This window comes from Collinsella aerofaciens, assembly GCF_020709435.1.
Classification (GTDB): Bacteria; Actinomycetota; Coriobacteriia; order Coriobacteriales; family Coriobacteriaceae; genus Collinsella; species Collinsella aerofaciens_AU.
This window is the reverse complement of record NZ_JAJFDP010000002.1, coordinates 1-19651: the sequence shown is the minus strand read 5'-3', so window position 1 is coordinate 19651 and position 19651 is coordinate 1. Positions and strand designations below refer to the sequence as shown.

Annotated in this window: 17 protein-coding genes; 13 read left to right on the top strand and 4 right to left on the bottom strand. The window is 57.8% G+C overall.

The window, feature by feature from the left end; all coding sequences use genetic code 11:
* The first annotated feature begins 13 nt into the window (after positions 1-13).
* The gene (locus LK493_RS01695; RefSeq protein WP_118081429.1) at positions 14-268 is read left to right on the top strand and encodes a hypothetical protein; all 255 of its coding nucleotides are present in this window, start codon (positions 14-16) and stop codon (positions 266-268) included.
* A 412-nt stretch (positions 269-680) separates the two neighbouring features.
* Complete coding sequence (locus tag LK493_RS01690; protein WP_195361944.1) at positions 681-1364, top strand: hypothetical protein; 684 nt, start codon at positions 681-683, stop codon at positions 1362-1364.
* A gap of 528 nt (positions 1365-1892) precedes the next feature.
* Here the strand turns inward: LK493_RS01690 and LK493_RS10330 are convergent.
* The 3 genes from LK493_RS10330 to LK493_RS01675 all read right to left on the bottom strand — a co-directional run bounded on the left by LK493_RS10330 (position 1893) and on the right by LK493_RS01675 (position 4219).
* A complete protein-coding gene (locus LK493_RS10330; RefSeq protein ID WP_408583386.1) occupies positions 1893-2312 on the bottom strand; it encodes an arginase family protein in 420 nt (139 codons plus the stop codon).
* A gap of 78 nt (positions 2313-2390) precedes the next feature.
* Complete coding sequence (locus LK493_RS01680) at positions 2391-3530, bottom strand: HAMP domain-containing sensor histidine kinase (RefSeq protein ID WP_227789899.1); 1140 nt, start codon at positions 3528-3530, stop codon at positions 2391-2393.
* Positions 3527-4219 (bottom strand): response regulator transcription factor, encoded by a 693-nt coding sequence (locus LK493_RS01675; protein WP_227789898.1) that lies wholly within the window; start codon positions 4217-4219, stop codon positions 3527-3529. Before LK493_RS01675 ends, LK493_RS01680 begins: the two co-directional genes overlap by 4 nt.
* A 129-nt stretch (positions 4220-4348) precedes the next feature.
* On the opposite strand from LK493_RS01675, the gene LK493_RS10405 reads away from it, so the two are divergent.
* The 11 genes from LK493_RS10405 to LK493_RS01625 all read left to right on the top strand — a co-directional run bounded on the left by LK493_RS10405 (position 4349) and on the right by LK493_RS01625 (position 19263).
* On the top strand, positions 4349-4438 hold the full coding sequence (locus LK493_RS10405) for a CD1871A family CXXC motif-containing protein (RefSeq protein ID WP_022094046.1): 90 nt from the start codon (positions 4349-4351) through the stop codon (positions 4436-4438).
* Positions 4431-5333 carry a 4Fe-4S binding protein gene (locus LK493_RS01670; RefSeq protein ID WP_227789897.1) on the top strand — a complete coding sequence of 301 codons (903 nt, stop codon included), beginning with the start codon at positions 4431-4433 and terminating at the stop codon, positions 5331-5333. The genes LK493_RS10405 and LK493_RS01670 overlap by 8 nt, the downstream gene beginning before the upstream one ends.
* A 29-nt stretch (positions 5334-5362) precedes the next feature.
* Entirely contained in the window at positions 5363-6334 is a 972-nt protein-coding gene (locus tag LK493_RS01665; RefSeq protein ID WP_227789896.1) for a TlpA family protein disulfide reductase, read from the top strand.
* A 193-nt stretch (positions 6335-6527) separates the two neighbouring features.
* Positions 6528-7193 (top strand): Crp/Fnr family transcriptional regulator, encoded by a 666-nt coding sequence (locus tag LK493_RS01660; RefSeq protein ID WP_227789895.1) that lies wholly within the window; start codon positions 6528-6530, stop codon positions 7191-7193.
* A gap of 149 nt (positions 7194-7342) precedes the next feature.
* Positions 7343-7663, top strand: coding sequence for a rhodanese-like domain-containing protein (locus LK493_RS01655; RefSeq protein WP_227789894.1), 321 nt, complete (start codon positions 7343-7345; stop codon positions 7661-7663).
* Between the two features lie 2 nt (positions 7664-7665).
* The gene (locus tag LK493_RS01650; protein WP_227789893.1) at positions 7666-9357 is read left to right on the top strand and encodes an FAD-dependent oxidoreductase; all 1692 of its coding nucleotides are present in this window, start codon (positions 7666-7668) and stop codon (positions 9355-9357) included.
* Between the two features lie 372 nt (positions 9358-9729).
* Positions 9730-12987: an ATP-binding cassette domain-containing protein gene (locus LK493_RS01645; protein WP_227789892.1), complete on the top strand. Its 3258-nt coding sequence runs from the start codon at positions 9730-9732 to the stop codon at positions 12985-12987.
* A gap of 118 nt (positions 12988-13105) precedes the next feature.
* Entirely contained in the window at positions 13106-15550 is a 2445-nt protein-coding gene (locus LK493_RS01640) for an HAD-IC family P-type ATPase (protein WP_227789891.1), read from the top strand.
* 9 nt (positions 15551-15559) lie between these two features.
* Complete coding sequence (locus LK493_RS01635) at positions 15560-16042, top strand: winged helix-turn-helix domain-containing protein (protein ID WP_117746130.1); 483 nt, start codon at positions 15560-15562, stop codon at positions 16040-16042.
* A gap of 275 nt (positions 16043-16317) precedes the next feature.
* Positions 16318-19077: a magnesium-translocating P-type ATPase gene (gene mgtA / locus LK493_RS01630; protein WP_195503701.1), complete on the top strand. Its 2760-nt coding sequence runs from the start codon at positions 16318-16320 to the stop codon at positions 19075-19077.
* A 30-nt stretch (positions 19078-19107) separates the two neighbouring features.
* Positions 19108-19263: a hypothetical protein gene (locus tag LK493_RS01625; RefSeq protein WP_117746131.1), complete on the top strand. Its 156-nt coding sequence runs from the start codon at positions 19108-19110 to the stop codon at positions 19261-19263.
* A gap of 152 nt (positions 19264-19415) precedes the next feature.
* On the opposite strand, the gene LK493_RS01620 is transcribed toward LK493_RS01625, so the two are convergent.
* Positions 19416-19651 (bottom strand): helix-turn-helix domain-containing protein (locus tag LK493_RS01620; RefSeq protein WP_227789890.1); only part of this gene is annotated, 236 nt, incomplete at its 5' end.

The following is a 19651-nucleotide window of genomic DNA, read 5'->3' as shown; positions in this document are numbered from 1 at the left end:
AGGAGTGAGTACCATGACCAGCGCGAAGAAGATCTACCTCGCCGTGGCGGGCGGGCTCGTTGCCGCGGGTGTTGTCCTCGCGGGCATTGGCTTTATCGCTTCGGGCTTCGACCCGGCCGTGTTCACAACCCAAATCGACACGCGCGACAGCACCATCGTGCTCGGCGGCGTCGAGGTGGACGACCCGATGGGCCTCCCCCTCATCGAGCAGCTCGCCAATCTGGGCGAGATCGACACCTCCGGCGTCGCGGATCCCGCCGCGCCCTAGGCGCAGCGAGCCCGGGCGCTCTGCCCGCCAAGCTGCGTAAGCCGGCGAAACCCGAACCTCAACCTCTACGCAACTGGCCCCAAGCCTGCGCCGATTCGCTCTCGGCGCCGCGCGGGGGCCCGTGACGCATGCCCAAAAGGTATGAGGAGAAAGGAACGCGATGACGACAACCACGCCCTTCCGCCTTCATGGGGCCACGCAGGACCGGAAGCGACTGGGCCGTGCGGTGGGGCTGTGCTTGGATTGGCTACACTGATATGGACAGTTCCGTGAGGGGCGCGAGAGACGGGACTCTGGGGAGATCTTCGAGGAGGAGTGTCTCGACTGGAAGCGCGGGTTCAGTGGAGCAGGAACCTAATCTCTATCTCTCCTGCTTTTTTGATTTGTTGAGAAGCCGGCATTTGGGGGCATTTTGGATAGCGAACAGTTCAAACAAGAAGCTGAGAAAATAGAACAAAGCCTGAGTGCCTTGAGAGTCGCCGAGCGCAATGCAGTGATTCCCTTCATGAACGGCGACTTTACCCAATGGGATCTATATCTGGCATCCTCCTCTGAGTATGCGATGAGACTGATAGACGGATTCATCTCCATGCTCGAGTCGAGGAATCTTGTTTGCGTCGCCCAGCTTCTCCGCGCACAGGTTGGAGTCTGCCTGCGGACATTCGCATTATTCGCCGCCGAAGACCAGGATGACTTTCTCAAGCAGGTGTTTCAAGGTGTGCCTGTGAACAAGCTGAAAGATTTCTCGGGTGAGAAGATGTCCGATGGAAGACTTCAAGACTTACTCGAGAAGTTCGATCCAAAGGTAAAAGATGTATACAAGGTGACGTCTGGATTCGTCCACTTCTCCATTGATGTTCTGCCGAGCATGGGTGTGCCTGGGGAGGGCTATGAGGTCGAGTTTAATTTTGGAGCCGAGCCCAACGAGAGAAACAATGCGCCTCTCGTGGAATGCGGCAAGGCGTTCTGCCACTATGTCGACCTGCATCTCCAGATGCTCCATAAGGTGATTGCTTCGGATGAATGGTATGCCGATCGATTCCGTATCGATTCCGATGGTCCTGCAGACGAGGCCTCGAAAAGCGAGAAGGTGTAGGTCGAACGCATTGACGCTGCCTTGACAGCATCCCGATATGATAACGAATGGGAGGTTCCCTGCGAAATGTGCGCCTCTGTATATTCTCGCTAGGACGCCCTCGACCGATAAGGCATCGTTGAGTTCAATTTGAGTTCAGCTCGGGTGCCTGAAATCGCCCAACTCTGATAAAAGGGGAGACGACGGTACACCACGTAGACGAGAGGCTATGGAAGTGCACGATTTGATTATATTGGCGCGCTAAACCGCCCCGCTGCCCAACTTGAACTCCGCTCACGCGTGTATGGGGCTGCGAGAGGTAACGGCCTGCGGCCTCCTTTGTGTGCTCGATGATATCTTCGAGCATGCCGGGCATGGCGGAGACATTCGCTGCAATCCAGCCGTGTTCAAGCGCCGTTTCGGATAGGAGCGAGAGGGGGCTGTCTTGCCCGTTTCCCTTGCACCCGTAAAGATGGTTGACAGTTTGGGGTCTCCCGGGTCTTTAGCTTTTACCGTGCTAGATGCCTCATGGAAACTGTTGGACTTTAATCAGACAGACCCAGCATGTCGTTTTCCTCCATGAGGACATCGGCTAAAACCGCAACACCTATGCTTGTTTAAGCAAACTTCCTGATAGTCGTGGAGCTGCTGTAGCCCGACATGCAGGACATCGCTCGGCTTAAACACCGGATGCCGCATCCGCGAAACGAGTTGCGGTGCACCCTGTTCCAAAAGGTTGCCAAGTACCATGGCGTGAGCGTTGGGGTAGCCATCATTCAGCGTGGATACATCCGGATGCGCATAGATCCAGACGATTCCAACGTTCTCGTATTTCCCGTGCAGGTAATCGAAGAGGGCAAGCGACGCCATACAGTTGCCGCCGACGGTCACGACTCTGTCGGGGTTTTCTGCCGTAAGCTTCCTCTGCGCATCCTGAATTCCCGCCAGGACTTCGTCCTCGGCACAGATGCGAACTGCCTCCCATTTCTCATGTCCAAGTTTTGGGACGCGTTTCGCAATGCCGAGTGGGACCCCTGGACAGTCGGATCACGTGGTGGCCCCCTTTGAGAGGGTCACGAGCATGGTGGTCCCGTTCTCGGAACTTGCTTCGACCTCTACCGTGCCGCCGTGTAGGGCTGCAATCTCCCAAACAAGCGCTAGCCCGAGTCCTGCGCCGCCGTATGCCCTGCTGCGGGATTTATCTAGACGAAAGAACGGCTGGAAGATGCTCTCTCGGTACTGTTTGGGTATTCCCGGGCCCTCATCTTTGACTCGCAGGAGCACGTGGCTGTCGCTGTCGCTGATGGAGACGTTGACAGTCGAGCCGGGGCGGCTGTAACGGATGGCGTTTTCGACCAGATTGAACACCAGCCGATAGAGGAGCGTATCACTTCCGATTGTCAAAGCGTCTCCAGCACAATTGAGGGCTATGCCCTTATTCTCGGCAAGTGGCGCAAGGTCGGTGAGGGCCTCTTCGGACAAGGGACCGAGTTCAACATCGTCCTCGCAAGGAACGCTGCGGAGCTCACTCATCTCGAGTAATACCTTGGTCATTCGAGACATGCGCTCGGTTTGTTCTTGTAGCAGGCCGAGCAGCTCGGCTGTTTCGGGTTGCAAACCGGAGTGCTCGGAGATGAATAGTTCAATCTGTGCTTGCATAAGGGCGAGCGGGGTGCGCAGCTCGTGTGCGGCGTTGCCGGTAAACTGACGCTGTGCAGAGAACCCTTCGCCAAGACGGGCGATCATGTCGTTGAAAGAGGCGCTACATCGTTGTAGCTCGGTGGGCACATCTTCACTGAGTCTGATTTCGCTTAGGTTGTCAGGCTGCACACGCTCAACCTGGGCGGCAAAAGCTCGTAGCGGTTTGAGCGCACGGCCGCTCACAAAGTATGCCAGCACGCCGCCAAGGAGTGTGACTCCAGCCGTGATGCACCAGGCTGTCGTGCCAAAAGACTCTTGTGCGTCGTTTACGACGATCGTGACCTCGTCATCGAGGGTCGCTTTCGTTGGGTCGAACGCCTGGGGCGAATCTTCGCCGGCTGCGCTAAGGGCCGAGACGTCGCTGCCGATAGCATCCATGTAGCGCATGCCCGTATAGCCGACCAGGCAGTTCGTCAGCACGCACGCAGCGCACGTGAGCAGTGCCGTCATAATCGTTATGCGCCATTGCAACGAAAGCCTTTTCATTCGCTATCCTCCATAACGTAGCCCTCTCCAATCCGATTGCGAATCGGGTCGTATCCCAAAGCGATGCGTAGCTTTTTGCGGAGTGACGAGATGTGAACGCGGGTCGCGTTGCTAAAGCTGTTCACGCTGCTATCCCAAACGTGCTCGATAAGCTCCTCTTGGCTTACCGGACGCCCCTGATTAAGCATCAGGTATTCCAAGATTCCCGTTTCCTTGCGTGTAAGAGATAAGGCCTCGCTGCCCACGGAAGCGATGCGCGCCTTGGTGTCAAAGCTGAGTTTTCCGCAGGTTAATACTATGTCGCTTTGTGCGAAGCGCCTGAGGGTAAGGCTGCGGATCCTTGCCGCAAGTTCGTCCAGATGAAACGGCTTGGTGAGGTAATCGTTGGCGCCGGCATCGAGTCCGTCGACCTTATCGGATACTTCGCCACGCGCGGACAGAATCAGCACCTTGGTCTCGCAGTCGGTTTTCCTAAGTTCCCTGAGCACGGTCATGCCATCGATACGGGGAAGGTTGAGGTCGAGTACCACGAGGTCAAAGACTTCGACGCCCAGCAGGTCGAGCGCCTCCTGTCCGTCGTGACAGCAGTCGACGCTGTACGCCAAGTTTCGCAAGCTGCGCGCGATTGCGTCACACAGCGCCCGCTCGTCCTCGACGATCAAAATACGCATAACAGTCTCCTTGCACATTTCAAATCGCGCTTAACACGGATTTTATAGCCGATATGGTCCAATAGTCGCGTAACGAAAGGAGTGGTCAGGTTGTTCAAAGCGGTAAAACCCGTGGTACAGGTCGCTTTGTTGATCGTCGGAATTGCCATGGTGTGCTTTGGCGTTATGCGTGGCGAGGCAGATGCCGTGCTGGCCAAAGCGATTAGGCTGTGCTTGGAGTGTATCGGAATTGGATAAAAGAGAAAACACTGCGTCGCATGTTTTGGCTCGATTTCGCGGATTCATTCAGGCGGCGGCGACGCTCGTCACCAACATTCACCTGCCAAACTTTGCCAAAGGCGGCATCTATCAGGGCGCGGGAAAAACAGTCTGCGTACCTGGACTTAATTGCTATTCGTGCCCCGCGGCATCGGGTGCGTGCCCCATCGGGTCGTTCCAGTCGGTGGTGGGCTCGTCCAAGTTCAACTTTTCTTACTATGTTACCGGTACGCTCATTTTGCTCGGCGTGCTGCTGGGACGCTTTGTATGTGGCTTTCTGTGCCCGTTTGGCTGGCTGCAGGAGCTGCTGCACAAGATTCCCGGCAAAAAGTTCTCCACGAAAAAGCTTAAGCCGCTCACGTACATCAAATACGTCGTGCTGCTGTTTGCCGTGGTGCTGCTACCCGTCTTGGTGGTTAACGACGTGGGCATGGGCGACCCGTTCTTTTGTAAGTACATCTGTCCGCAGGGTGTGCTCGAGGGCGCCATTCCGCTGGCCATTGCCAATGCCGGCATTCGATCTGCGTTGGGACATCTCTTTACTTGGAAACTTGCCGTTCTCATTGCCGTGGTAGTGCTGAGCGTTTTGTTCTACCGCCCCTTCTGCAAATGGATTTGTCCACTCGGCGCATTCTATGCGCTCATGAATAAGGTATCCCTGCTGGGGATTCGGGTCGATGCATGCAAATGTGTCTCGTGCGGCAAGTGCTCAAAGGTTTGTCAGATGGACGTTGATGTGGTCCGCGCGCCCGATCATGCCGAATGTATCCGGTGCGGAAAGTGCATCGGGGCCTGTCCTGTCGATGCCATCAGCTATCGCTATGGCCTGGATGTGTCGGCGGAAAAGCTTCCCTTGACCGCCGATAAAAAGTAAACAAGCTTCGACAAAACGGAGGAATGACTATGAAGCTTTCTAAGATTGCGGCCCTGTTTATGGTGCCGGTATTGGCCTTGTGCCTTGTGGCATGTTCGGCGCCCGGTGGCAATGCGAGCGAATCTGCGAGCTCCGATCCTAAGATCGCAGAACTCACTGCGCAGAAGCCGGCCAATGCCGACGAGGCCGCCGAGTTGTATGCAAAACTCATGCAGAAGGAGAACGAGATCTTTTCGAGTGATAACGCGCTGTGGGAAAAGGTATTTAATGCGGCAAATAAAGACTCGGCAATGATTGAGGACGGCAGCAATTACGGCGATTTTCTGCTCAAGACCATCGACGGCGCCAAGGATGAGTTCACGGCGGATGAGCTTAAGACACTCAAGGCCGGTGCACAGCAGATCAAGGAGATCGAGGACAAGCTCGAGAGCCTGGAGAAGGAGTTCCCCGGCTGTGGAAGCACGCCGAGTGCAGGCGAGAGCGTCGACGCTTCGACCGCTGGCATGACGGCTGGTGCCAATGCTTCGAGCGAGGCGACGAAGTTCCCCAGCTTTACGGGCAAGGACCTGGATGGCAACGACGTGAACAGCGACGAGCTGTTCTCTAAGAACAAGGTCACCGTCATGAACTTCTGGTTCACCACTTGCAAGCCGTGCGTGGGTGAGTTGGGCGACCTTGAGGACCTGAATAAGGAGCTTGCCAAGAAGGGCGGCCAGGTCGTGGGCGTCAATTCCTTTACGCTCGATGGCAACAAGGGCGAGATTGCAGATGCCAAGGACGTACTGAGCAAGAAGGGCGTGACATATAAGAACATCTGGTTCAAGTCGGATAGCGAGGCCGGTAAGTTTACGTCAAATTTGTTCTCGTTCCCGACAACGTATGTCATCGATCAGAATGGCAACATCGTAGGGGAGCCCATCGTGGGCGCCATCAGCTCCGCTGAGCAGCGCGCAGCGCTCGACAAGCTTATCGACCAGGCGATTGCGAATAGCGGGCAATAAACAAGCTGAACTATGTATATTGAGGAGGTCTCGGGATTCCCGGGGCCTCTTTGATTTCGATTCTTCGAGATCAAATCTGCTCTTGTTATGTTCTCGTTTCCAAGAAATGGGAGGCAGCTCATTTATATGCCGCCGTCCCTTTTCACCTGCATCTTTCCTGCTAGATTAAACCTAATGGGGAAAGGAGCCACAAATGGACGGGATGCAAGATATCGTAAAGAAGTTTCCGTTTTGGGAGCATTTGTCTGACGACGAACGCGCTCTTGTTTTAGGGCAATCCGCCTTGCGCGCCTTTGATGCCGGACAGCTTATTGGCGGCAGCGACAGCTCTTGCACGGGCGTCTTCCTCATTGTCCACGGCGATATCCGCGTCAGCCTTCTTTCCGAGGAGGGCAAGGAGGTTACGCTGTTTCGGCTCGGTGAGGGAGAATGCTGCGTCACCACCGCGTCGTGCGTTATTCGGCAAATCTCATTCGACACGCTCGTAACTGCGACACGAGAATCCACGCTCCTCGTTGTTCCTATTGGTGTTTGCGAGCATCTTGCCAACGTTAATATCCACGTCAAGGTTTTCATGCTCGAAGTAGAGGCGCAGCGCTACTCCCAGGTGGTTCGCGTGCTGCAGCAGATGCTCTTCAGGCGCCTTGACCAGCGCGTTGCCGACTATCTGGTTGAGCGATGCCGGGCAGCGGAGTCGATGGAGCTCCGGATCACTCAAGACGAATTGGCGCGTGATATCAACTCTGCTCGCGAGGCGGTGACACGCGTGTTGCGTCGTCTTGCCGATGAGGGCCTTATCGAGGTGAAGCGCGGGCGCATCCTTGTTCTGGATGTCGACGGTTTGGCGCGCCTGCCGTAGCGATGACTTTGCTGTGGTGCCTATCCGCCCGCTGCTCGCTGCTTGCTCTCAAGAAAACCACCCATATGGTGACTTGGTCACGGAACCGGCCTATGTCTTCCGGACATACTGGCATCAAGCGATAGGACAAGCGAGCAAAGGAGCTCATCATGGGATTGTTTGATTTATTTGCTGGGGTGGATATCAACAAAGGTGTTGAGGAGTGCCAGGCGACCGAAGGCGCGGTATTGATTGATGTACGCGGCGCCGATGAGTATCGGCAGGGGCATATCCCCGGGGCCGTCAACATTCCCCTCGATAGCATCGACCGCGTGCTTGCCGAATATCCAAAGAAGGACGCCCCGCTGTTTGTACATTGCTTGAGTGGTGCTCGTAGCGGTCGTGCCACGAGTTTTCTCCAGCGTGCAGGCTACAGCAACGTGAAGAACATTGGCGGAATCAATAGCTACGGTGGAAAGGTGGTGCGTTAACCATGAAGGTGGTTATCGTGGGAGGCGTTGCCGGCGGCGCATCGGCCGCGGCGCGCTTGCGCAGGCTTGACGAGCAGGCGGAGATTGTTGTTTTCGAGCGCACGGGCTATGTGTCCTATGCCAATTGCGGATTGCCATACTTTATTGGCGGCGTGATTGAGGAGGAGTCTGCGCTCACGCTGCAATCGCCCGAGGGATTTTGGAATCGATTCCGCATTGCCGTGAAGACGAGTCATGAGGTGATCGCCATTCACCCCGATGTGCATGCGGTTGACGTCCGCAACCTGCTCACCGGCGAAGAATTTGTCGAGACATATGACAAGCTGATTCTTTCGCCTGGCGCGCACCCGATTCGCCCTGAGCTTCCGGGGATCGATTCGGATAAGATCTTCAGCTTGCGAACGGTCGAGGACACGCTGCATATCCATGACTATGCACAAGAGCATAGGCCGAAGAGCGCTGTGGTGATCGGCGGCGGTTTTATCGGCATCGAGACTGCCGAGAACCTGTGCGACCTGGGCCTTACGGTGACGCTTCTGCAGCGCCCTCGTCAACTAATGAACAACATGGATTACGATATGGCAACGCTGCTTCACACGGAAGTGCGCGAGCATGGCATTGACCTGCGACTTCGTGCCGACGTGACGGGTTTTGAAGAGGTCGATGGCCGTGTGGTCACTCATGTGGCGGGCGAAGATTCTATCGTGGCCGATATGGTGCTGCTCGCTATCGGCGTTGTCCCCGAGAGCCATTTGGCAAAGGAAGCTGGCATCGAGCTGGGCATCAAGGGCTCCATTGTGGTGAACGATCGCATGGAGACATCTGCTCTCGACGTATATGCCGTGGGCGATGCCGTGCGGGTCAAGCATCAGGTGACGGGCGAGGACGCAGTGATTTCCCTTGCGGGCCCCGCCAATAAACAGGGGCGTATCGTCGCCGATGTGATCTGTGGCCTAGACAGTCACTATCAGGGCTCGTTGGGCTCTTCGGTGATCAAGGTGTTCGACTTGACAGCTGCGAGCACGGGAATTTCTGTGAAAGCAGCGCGTGCGGCAGGTATTGATTGCGAGAGCGTTGTGCTGTCGCCCGGATCGCATGCGGGCTATTATCCCGAAGCGACGCCCATGACCATGAAAGTCGTGTTTGAGAGGGAAACCTTGCGTCTGCTGGGTGCGCAGATTGTGGGCGTCGATGGCGTCGATAAACGCATCGACGTGCTGGCGACGGCAATCCAGGCCGGTATTCGGGCCGATAAACTCAAGGATTTGGATTTGGCTTATGCGCCGCCATATTCTTCGGCAAAAGACCCGGTAAACATGGCTGGTTTTATGATCGAGAACGTTGACTCGGGCATCCTCAAGCAGTGGCATTGGGAACAGGAGCCTGATCTGCCGCGCGACGGAAGCGTGCAGCTGCTCGATGTTCGCACGGTTGGCGAGTATGGTCGCGGTCATATCGACGGCTTTATGAACATCCCTGTTGATGACTTGCGCGCTCGCTTGGGGGAGTTTGACGTGGCAAAGCCTGTTTATGTTATTTGCCAAAGTGGTCTTCGCAGCTACATCGCTTGTCGCATTCTCGCTCAGCACGGTTTTGACTGCTATAACTTCTCGGGCGGTTATCGTTTCTTTGCTGCTGTGACCAAAGACCGTCGCGGTAGCGATAATGTGATGCCGTGTGGATTGGAGAAGTAGGGCCTTTTTGGGCAACTTTGAACGAGGACTGCCGTGAACGAGTGGCGGCTTGGCCGGAAATGAGCGCTTTGCCGCCACTCGTTGGGGTCTGGAGCTGACGTGAGACCGTTGCCGAAGTCCCGTTTGGAGCCGTTGCGGGACCGGTTTCGCAGCATCGTTGGTACGACCGTAGAGCCGGCTCCTACTCAGGGTCGGCACCAACGCGGGACCCGGAGCCAATGCAGCACCACAAGTGATCCAATCCTCTAGCTCACTGCCAATTCTCCTGCTAGCGTGTATGACAAAGGTGAGATGGGGTAGGAAAAACGCATTACACGCGAGTGATGGGGAAAGGCCGACGTGCCCGTCCCTGTGCGGGGAGGAAGCCCATCGATGCTGGAGCTCAAAGGTATTTGCAAAAGATACGTTACGCAGTCGTTTACGCAGGTGGCGCTCGACAGCGTAAGCCTGTCTTTTCGCGATAACGAGTTCGTGGCCATTCTGGGTCCCTCGGGTTCGGGTAAAACCACGATGCTCAACGTTATCGGCGGGCTCGATCATTTCGATTCCGGCGACCTGCTGATCGACGGTATTTCGACCAAGGATTTTCACGATCGCGATTGGGATGCCTACCGCAACAACCGCATCGGCTTTGTTTTCCAAAGCTATAACCTCATTCCGCATCAGACCATTTTGGAAAACGTGGAGTTGGCGCTTACGCTCACGGGCGTGGGGCATGCCGAGCGCCGCCAGCGTGCGCGCGAGGCGTTGGAGAAAGTCGGCCTGGGCGAGCACGTTAACAAGCGCCCGAGCCAGCTATCGGGCGGACAGATGCAGCGCGTGGCCATCGCCCGCGCCCTGATCAACGATCCCGAGATCGTGCTGGCAGACGAGCCGACCGGCGCTTTGGATTCAACGACATCCGTACAGGTCATGGATCTGCTCAAGGACGTGGCGCGCGACCGCCTGGTTATCATGGTCACGCACAATCCCGAGCTGGCGTACCAATATGCCACGCGCATTGTCAACCTGGCGGACGGCAAGATCACCGACGATTCCGATCCCTTCGATGTCGCTGACGCCACGCGCCGCGAGGCCAAGCCTACGCGCAAAACCTCGATGAGCTTTGTGACGGCGCTGGGGCTTTCTGCCCGCAACCTTATGACCAAGAAGGGCCGTACGGCCATGACGGCCTTTGCGGGGTCGATTGGCATTATCGGCATCGCGGCGATTCTTGCGCTGTCCAACGGCGTAAACGGCTACATCAAAAAGGTCGAGGAGGATACGCTCTCGAGCTACCCGCTCACCATTTCCAAGCAGGATTACGACCTGTCGTCCATGATGGGCGGGCAGGGGGCTGCGGATGATGAGACGTCCAAGAACGAGGGCTCGTCCGACGACGGTACCGACGGCAAGGCTCAGGGAACCGATAAGATTCCCGTGGTCACGGCCGTAAAGGATATGTTTGCGAGCGTTAAGTCCAACGACATGACGAGCTTTAAGGCATGGCTTGACGACGGCGGCGATGGTATCGACAAAGAGGTCAACGCCATCCAGTATGGCTATGGCGTGACGCCAGTTGTCTATCGTGCGGGTAAGGGCGACGAGAAGCCCGTCCGGCTGGTGCCCAACGCCATGACCGAGGCCATGAGCGGAGGTGCGAGCTCGGCGGCAACGGTGAGCATGGAATCCATGGGAACCTCGGTCTTTAACGAGATGATCGACGACCAGAGCCTGCTCGACAGCCAATACGACGTCGTGGCGGGGCATTGGCCTACGTCTGCTAACGAAGCCGTGATGGTGCTTTCGAGTCGCGGCACGGTGGGCGACTACACGCTCTACAGCATCGGTGCGTTGGATATCAATGAACTCAACGATCTGGTTAGCAGCGCCATGACGGCTGACGGTGGGGTCGAGACGCCCGAGACCGGCGCCGACTTTACCTACGACGATGCGCTGTCCACGACGTTTAAGGTGCTGTCGCCGGCCGATGCGTATCGCAAAAACGAAGAGACCGGCATGTGGACCGACATGTCTGACGACGCCGACTTTATGGCCGCCAAGGTTGCCGATGGCATCGACGTGCACATTGTGGGCGTGGTGCGACCTAACGAGACGGCCAATGCGAGTGCGTTGTCTCCGGGCATTGCCTATACGCATGCTCTGACTCGCCAGCTTATGGAGCGCGCCGCCGATTCGCAGATTGTGCAAGAGCAGCTCGCCCATCCCGAGACGGATGTCTTTACGGGCAAGTCTTTCGATGAGCTGCAAGGCGAGGCCAAGCAAGGCATGGATCTGGGCAGCATGTTCAGTGTGGACGAGGCGGCGCTGAAGAGCGCGTTCTCGTTCGATACGTCTGCGCTCTCGGGTGCGGCTGGCGGCGGCATTGATCTAACGGGCATCGATCTGTCGGGTCTGGACATTGACCTTTCGGGCGTTGGGAAGGACATCGACTTCAGCGACATCATGGCCAAAGCGCCAGCCCCAGATTTCTCGGGTATCTTTGACGGTCTGGAACTTACGCCCGAGCAAATGCAGCAGGTGGGAATGCTTGCCAACCAGCTGTTTGAGGGCTTTTTGCAGTCTGATCAGTTTAGGGCGCTGACACCCGAAGATCTTAAGGACACGTCAAAGCTTGCCGCCGCGTTCTCGGCGTATCTTGAGAGTGATACGGCAGCCCAGCAAATCCTGGCCCAGCTCAAAGCGCTCGGCGGCGATGCCTTGGCCGAGCGCCTGCAACAGGCGATGACCGACTATGTGCAAAAGCAGCTGGCTCCGTATCTGCAGCAGGCTATGGATCAGGTGATGAAGGCAATCAGCGAGCAGATTGCGACGACCGTATCGTCCCAGCTTAAGGCGGGCGCGGCGGGGCTCATGGACCAGATGGCGACGCAGATGTCTTCGAGTTTTGCCAGCCTGGCGAGCGCCATGCACGTGGATGCGAGCGCCTTTGCCAATGCCGTTCACTTCAACATGGACGCCGAGGACCTGAGTTCGCTCATGATGAGCTATGCCAAGGCGTCGAAGCTCACCTACGACAACAATCTGACCACGTTGGGCTATGCGGATGAGGCCGACCCCATCTCGGTCAAGATTTTCCCGCGTGACTTTGAGGCAAAGGAGCGCGTACTCGACCATATCGATGCGTACAACAAGCAGGTCAAAGCCGCCGGCCACGACGAGCAGGCAATCTCGTACACCGACTACATGGGTATCATCATGGGCTCGGTGACCGACATCGTGAACACCATCAGCTTGGTGCTCATCGCATTCGTGAGCATCAGTCTGGTGGTGAGCTCCACCATGATCGGCATCATCACCTACATCAGTGTGCTGGAGCGCAAGAAGGAGATTGGCATCCTGCGCGCGATCGGCGCGTCGAAGCGCAACGTGGCCAACGTATTCAATGCCGAGACCTTTATCGAAGGCCTCATCGCCGGTGTCTTTGCCATTGTCGTCGTGGTGCTCGTGAGTTTTCCGGTCAATGCCTGGGCGCTTGCGGCCAAACAGGTCCCCAACCTGATGAGCCTGCCCGTGCAGGATGCGCTGGTGCTCATCGCGATTTCGGTGCTGCTGACGGTTGTTGCCGGCCTGCTGCCCGCCCGCAGCGCATCCAAAAAGGACCCCGTGGAGGCCCTTCGTTCCGAATAATGTGACAAAGGGACAACCCTTTTGTCACGGCTAAAAGCAAGGAAGTCGCAAGGGTTGGGGCGGGGTTGTCGGCGAGTGCCCTCGGATACAATCGAAGCCGTGCTAGAAAGAGGCTTCGATGATTAGAAAATCGTTCTTTAATCCGTTCTCGTCGCTGCTGCTTGCGCTTGCCGGGCTGGCTTTTTTGGTCGATGTCCTGCCGCAGGTGGAAGGCCAGACGGGCGTGTTCGCGCCAGCTGTGCTCTTTTTGATGTGGCTGGTGGGCGGCCTGGTGCGCCTGTTTTACGAAAATGAGGCCAAGCGCAGCTTTGATCGCCATATGTTTAAAGCGAACCACGCGGCCGTTTGGAAACGCGTCGATGCGTGTTGGATTCAAGTTGATGCCGACCGGCTTGTGCCCGGCGACGTCGTCCGCCTATATGCCGGCATGCTCTGCCCGGTCGACGTGACCCTTGCCAAGGGCGACCAGGTCCTTGTCTCGGAATCGTCGCTTACAGGCGAGAGCGGTCAGACCGCCAAGCGGGAAGGGGAGACCGTTCGCGCGGGAACGACCATTGTCGACGGCAAGGCGTCGGCAACCGTCCTCGCCCGCATTGCCGATGAGCAGCCCGTTTTGCGCCGTCGCGCTCGAATGGGCACACAGTTTGGTGCCGGCGCCAAGAGCATCTGCGCCGCCCTGGTAAGATGCATGCTCATCGTACTGCCGTTTGTCATTATGATTCGAGGCTTTGTGCTGGGCGACTGGGCGCAGGCACTGCTGTTTGCCCTGGGCACGGCCGTGGGCCTGGTTCCCGAAATGCTGCCGGTTGTCACGAGCGTTTGCCTTTCGGGCAGTGCCCATCGACTAAAAAACAAGCAGGTCATCGTTAAGAACGTTGACGCCATGGAGTCACTGGGCTCCATGGACGTGGTGTGCGTTGACAAGACAGGCACGCTCACCGAAGATGCCGCGGTGCTCGAGTACTACACCGATATCCTGGGCAACGAAAGCGAGCAGACGCTCAACCTGGCGTATCTGGAGAGCACGAGCCAGGGGGCCGCTGCCAATCAGCTCAATCGGGCCATTGCCGATGCGTGCGCGGCACCCGAGCTGCACCTTGCCGCGAAAGACCTTGGCCACGCCTTTGCACTGCATGCCTCTGACCCCTTCGACCACGTCACCAAGGCTTCGGGTGTCAAGCTCGACGCCACGCCCGGGGCGCTTGGTTGTTTGGGGCTACAGATTCGCCCCGGCAATCATCTGACCATCGTAAAGGGCGAGGTTGAAAGCGTGTGCACACGCTGCGCCTGGGCAAACTTTAAGGGCGAGCTGGTGCCCATGGATGCCGATGGCCGTCAGAGCGCCTACGAGGTTGCCGAGGACATGCGCGCCGATGGCATCAAAGTGCTCGCCGTCGCCTATAGCACGACGTCGGCGGACTGGGATGACCTGGTGCTGTGCGGCTTTTTGGGCTTTTTCGATCGGCCCAAGGCGAGCGCTCGTGCCGCCGTGCAGGCGCTGTCTAACCTTTCCGTCGAGGTGCGCGTGCTCACGGGTGATTCGGCTTCGGTCGCTCGCTCAACATGCTCGCGCCTGGGCATTCCCGCCGATAGCGTTATCACCGGCAGCATGCTTCAGGCCATGGAGGAATCCGAAGCGCTGATCCGGGTGGGGAAGGCTCGCGTGTTTGCCGAGCTTACGCCCGCACAGAAGGCGCAGATCGTTAGCCTGATTCGCCTCTCCGGCCACATCGTCGGCTATATCGGAGACGGCGTGAACGACGTGCCGGCGCTCACATCGGCAGACGTCGGCATTGTCGTGGACTCGGCTGCGGCCGAATCCAAAAAGGTGGCCGACCTGGTGCTGCTCGAGCGCGACTTGGGTGTTGTCGCCGAGGGCGTCAGCGAGGGCAGGACTTCGTTCGCCAATGCCTCCAAGTACATCCGTATCGCATCGAGCTCCAACTTTGGCAATATCTGTTCGGTTGCCGCCTCGAGCATTTTCCTGCCCTTTGTGCCGGCAACCGCTACCCAGCTGCTCTTGCTCAATCTGTGCTACGACGCCACCTGCCTGGCGCTTTCGTGGGATAACGTTGACGATGCAGAGATTGCCCGCCCCAGGGCCTGGTCGGGTAAGGGGCTCGGCAGCTTTATGCTTCATTTTGGCTTTGCGAGCTCGGCCTTCGACATCATTACGTTTGCCATTCTGTTCTTGGGCGTATGCCCCGCCGTCTGCGGCGCGCCCTTTGCCGCGCTCGACGCGGCGGGTCGAGCGGCCTTTATCGCGACCTTCCAAGCCGGCTGGCTGCTGGAATGCGCATGGACCGAATCGCTCGTGCTCCTGGTGTTGCGAACGCGCAGTGTCCGCGACGGGGATCGTCCTTGCACACCGCTCGTGGTGATGGTTGCCGTCATGCTCGTTGTCACGGCGCTCCTTGCGCTCAGTCCGGTGGCGCAGCTGTTTGGGCTCGCCACGCTGCCTGTATGGTATCTGGGCATCGTTGCGCTGCTGAGCGTGTTGTATCTTGTTGTTGCTTCGACGATCAAGCGGGTCTATCTGGCCCGCTCGAGCAGCTTGTTCTAGGGCGGTTCTATGCGTACCAACAGAACCAACATCGCGATTACGCCGGCCGAGGCCGCCGAGCTCAGCAGCGCGCTGTTCTCGTCTGGCAGCGCTGCCGCCCTGGAGCTCGCGCCCGTGTTTGCCGATATCGCATCGGGCAAGCTGACTGCTATCGAGCTGGCGGTTGCCGGCTCGCAGGCAAGTGCCGCCACTGGACCCATCGTTATCGGCGAGCTTTCGATCGACCTGGCCTCGCGCACCGTCAAGGTGTCGGACGCGCCGGTCTCGCTCACGCCCAAGGAGTTCGACATCCTTGCCTTTTTGGCGAGCAACCGGGGTACGGTCTTTAGCAAAGAGGAAATCTACCGGGCGGTGTGGCAAAACGAGTATCTGCTCGATGACAGCAACATCATGGCCTTCGTCCGCAAAATTCGAAAGAAGATTGAGCCCGAACCAGACAACCCCCACTACCTGCTGACTGTATGGGGCGTGGGCTACAAAATGGCCGAGTAACGCTTCGGGTATTCGCTCCCATCGATCCAAATAGTCACTTTGACAATCCTTGCCAAATCGCAAGAAAGCCGCAAGAAACCAGCCATGTGCTCGGTCTTGCGGCTTTTCTATTCTGTAGACAGTCGCGGACGCGAAAGAGAGGTGAGGACCGTGAGCGGCAGTGACAGTACCAGTAACGCAGGACGAAGTTGCCGGCGCGGGTCCACTTTGATGGGGGCGCGCGGCTGATTCGCCCTGCGTCCGATCGATAGAACGGAGCGAGGCAATTGAAGAAGATGACTATGCGCCATACGCCGTCTGCGGTTCAGGCGCAAAACGAACTGATGAGGCATCGCGCGGAGGGTCGCATCCAGTATGCGGCGACCATTCCGCTGACGGAGGCCCTATCCTGGGTCGGCTCGAATCTCGGCGGCCTTAATCGCGACGAGGTCGCGCACAGCGAAGCCGACAACGGGCGTAACGTGGTCACGCGTGGCAAGAAGAAGTCGATTGCCCGCAAGCTTGCGGACGCGTTCGTCAATCCCTTCACGGCGATTCTGTTTTTCCTGGCCATCATTTCGGCAGCGACCGACATGGTGTTTCCAGCGTTGTCGATGATGGGCAGCACGCCCGAAGACTTTGACCCGCTGACGGTGATCATCATCACCACGATGGTCGTGCTCTCGGGCACGCTGCGCTATATCCAGGAAGCGCGCAGCGGCAACGCGGCCGAAAAGCTGCTCGATATGATTACGACCACCGTGACAGTCACCCGCGAGGATGCCCCTAGGACCGAGATTCCCATCGACGACGTGGTGGTTGGTGACATCGTGCACCTGTCCGCCGGTGACATGATTCCCGCCGATGTAAGAATCATTGAGGCTAAGGACCTCTTTGTGAGCCAGGCAAGCCTGACGGGCGAGAGCGAGCCGGTCGAGAAGGTTCCCGCGACGTGCACCGAGTCCGATTCGGCAACGTCGTTCGAGAACATCGCCCTCATGGGCAGCAGTGTGATCTCGGGCAGCGCGACGGCGCTCGCCTTTAGCGTGGGCGAGCAGACCTTGTTTGGCTCTATGGCATCGAGCCTGTCCGAGGATGCCGTAGAGACGAGCTTTTCCAAAGGCGTCAATAGCGTCTCGTGGGTGCTCATCCGCTTTATGATGGTGATGGTTCCGTTTGTCTTTATGATTAACGGCGTCACCAAGGGCGATTGGCTTAATGCTGGCCTGTTTGCCATCAGCATCGCCGTGGGCCTGACACCCGAGATGCTGCCCATGATCGTTACCACGTGCCTTGCCAAGGGCGCCGTGGCTATGAGCAAAAAGCAGACCATCGTTAAGAACCTCAACTCGATTCAAAACTTTGGCGCGATGGACGTGCTGTGCACGGACAAGACTGGCACGCTGACGCAGGACCAGGTGGTGCTGGAGTATCACTGGAACATCGATGGCCAGGAGGATTCGCGCGTTCTGCGCCATGCCTACCTCAACAGCTATTTCCAGACGGGCTACAAGAATCTGATGGATCTGGCGATCATCAAATGCACCGAGGAAGAGGAGCAAAACGACCCGAGTCTCACCGACCTTTCCGAGGCCTATGTGAAGGTCGACGAGGTGCCGTTTGACTTTACGCGCCGTCGCCTTACCACCGTGGTGCGCGATCGAAGCGGCAAAACCCAGATGGTCACCAAGGGTGCAGTCGAGGAGATGCTGTCGGTGTGCTCGCATGCCGAGATTGACGGCGGCGTTCACGTGCTGGACGACGAGGTGCGCGAGCGCATTTTGGCAACGGTCGCCGACCTTAACGACGACGGCTTCCGCGTGTTGGCAATCGCTCAAAAGTCCAACCCGTCGCCTGTCGGTGCCTTTAGCGCCGATGATGAGCGCGACATGGTGCTGATCGGCTACCTGGCGTTTTTGGATCCGCCCAAAGAGTCCACGGCCGATGCTATCGAGGCGCTGCGCAACCACGGTGTAGCCACCAAGATCTTGACCGGCGACAATGAGAAGGTCACGCGCACCATCTGCAAGCAGGTGGGACTCGAGGTCAACAACATGCTGCTCGGCAGCGATATCGCCGCAATGGACGACGCCGAGCTCGCTCGTCGCGCCGAGGACGTGCAGGTCTTTGCCAAGCTTACGCCCGATCAAAAAGCGCGCGTCGTGTCCGTGCTGCGTGCAAACGGTCATGTGGTGGGCTACATGGGCGACGGCATCAACGACGCCTCGGCCATGAAGTCGTCCGACATCGGCATCTCGGTCGATACTGCGGTCGACGTGGCCAAGGAGTCGGCCGATATCATCTTGCTCGAGAAGGATTTGATGGTGCTCGAGGAGGGCATCATCGAGGGGCGCAAGACCTACGCCAACATGATCAAGTACATCAAGATGACCGCAAGCTCCAACTTCGGCAATATGTTCAGCGTGCTTGCCGCATCCGCCCTGCTGCCGTTTTTGCCGATGATGAGCATCCAGCTGATCCTGCTCAACCTGATCTATGACTGCAGCTGCCTGGCGATTCCCTGGGACAACGTGGACGAGGAGTTCCTGCGCGTGCCGCGTACCTGGGACGCTTCGAGTGTTGGCAGGTTCATGATCTGGATCGGGCCCACCAGCTCCATCTTCGACTTTATGACCTATATCTTTATGTACTTCGTTTTCTGCCCCCTGTTCGTGAGCCATGGCGTGCTGTTCAACGACCTGGCGAGCGTCTACTCGGGCGCCGCGCTGGAGCAGATGCAGCTGGCCTACATCGCGCTGTTCCAGGCTGGATGGTTCGTCGAGTCTATGTGGAGCCAGACGCTGGTCATCCACATGATCCGTACGCCTAAGTTGCCGTTTATCCAGAGCCGTGCCTCGGCTCCGGTGATGCTGCTCACGATGACGGGCATCGCGCTGCTCACGCTGATCCCGTTTAGCCCGCTTGGCCCCACGCTGGGTCTGGGCGCCCTGCCTGTCGAGTACTTCTTGTTCCTGATTCCGTGCATCTTGCTGTACATGGCGCTGGCGACAAGCCTTAAGAAGGCCTACGTCAAGCGCTACGGCGAGCTGCTGTAGTGGGGGATTGATGCAGAAAGGAGCGTTTGCATGAACTGGACGCAGATTTGGATGGACTTGTTTGGCACCACGGAGTGGCTCGGCCTTAACATGGGCTTTTGGGTGGCCAACGGCGTGGTGTTGGTGGTTGTCGTGATTATGAACGTTGTCTTTTGGAGCATGAAACCGCTGCCGAGGGATGAATAACAAGCGAGGGGGCCGCCTGCCGGGCGACCCCCTCGCTGTTTATAAGCACCAGTAAATCGAAGGTGAATGGTTTCCCGAGAAGTGAACGACCTAATTTGGACCCCTGAAGCACCCACGTTTTTCGACGCTAAAACCGACGCTCCTATAAGTTGTCAAGAGGCAGTTTGCGGGAGCGCTCTCTCCAATTCGCACAGGAGCTCGTAATACCTCCTCTCCAGTTTCGTCGACCGCCGTCTCCCATGTTCCAGGTGCCCGAGTGTGGCTGCGGACAGGCCGAGCTCCGCGGCGGCTTTCTTCTGAGTCACCCGCATCGCCTTGCGCATCCTCGCGAGTTCGGGGCCTTCCGGCGCGGCGCCGTCGGGGTTCGGGTCCATGAGCACGTGGTACA

Coding starts and splice junctions, on each gene's coding strand:
- LK493_RS01695 (WP_118081429.1), top strand. CDS start 14: ATGACCAGCGCGAAGAAGATCTACCTCGCCGTGGCGGGCGGGCTCGTT.
- LK493_RS01680 (WP_227789899.1), bottom strand. CDS start 3,530: ATGAAAAGGCTTTCGTTGCAATGGCGCATAACGATTATGACGGCACTG.
- LK493_RS01675 (WP_227789898.1), bottom strand. CDS start 4,219: ATGTGCAAGGAGACTGTTATGCGTATTTTGATCGTCGAGGACGAGCGG.
- LK493_RS10405 (WP_022094046.1), top strand. CDS start 4,349: ATGGTGTGCTTTGGCGTTATGCGTGGCGAGGCAGATGCCGTGCTGGCC.
- LK493_RS01665 (WP_227789896.1), top strand. CDS start 5,363: ATGAAGCTTTCTAAGATTGCGGCCCTGTTTATGGTGCCGGTATTGGCC.
- LK493_RS01660 (WP_227789895.1), top strand. CDS start 6,528: ATGGACGGGATGCAAGATATCGTAAAGAAGTTTCCGTTTTGGGAGCAT.
- LK493_RS01655 (WP_227789894.1), top strand. CDS start 7,343: ATGGGATTGTTTGATTTATTTGCTGGGGTGGATATCAACAAAGGTGTT.
- LK493_RS01650 (WP_227789893.1), top strand. CDS start 7,666: ATGAAGGTGGTTATCGTGGGAGGCGTTGCCGGCGGCGCATCGGCCGCG.
- LK493_RS01645 (WP_227789892.1), top strand. CDS start 9,730: ATGCTGGAGCTCAAAGGTATTTGCAAAAGATACGTTACGCAGTCGTTT.
- LK493_RS01640 (WP_227789891.1), top strand. CDS start 13,106: ATGATTAGAAAATCGTTCTTTAATCCGTTCTCGTCGCTGCTGCTTGCG.
- LK493_RS01635 (WP_117746130.1), top strand. CDS start 15,560: ATGCGTACCAACAGAACCAACATCGCGATTACGCCGGCCGAGGCCGCC.
- mgtA (WP_195503701.1), top strand. CDS start 16,318: ATGACTATGCGCCATACGCCGTCTGCGGTTCAGGCGCAAAACGAACTG.
- LK493_RS01625 (WP_117746131.1), top strand. CDS start 19,108: ATGAACTGGACGCAGATTTGGATGGACTTGTTTGGCACCACGGAGTGG.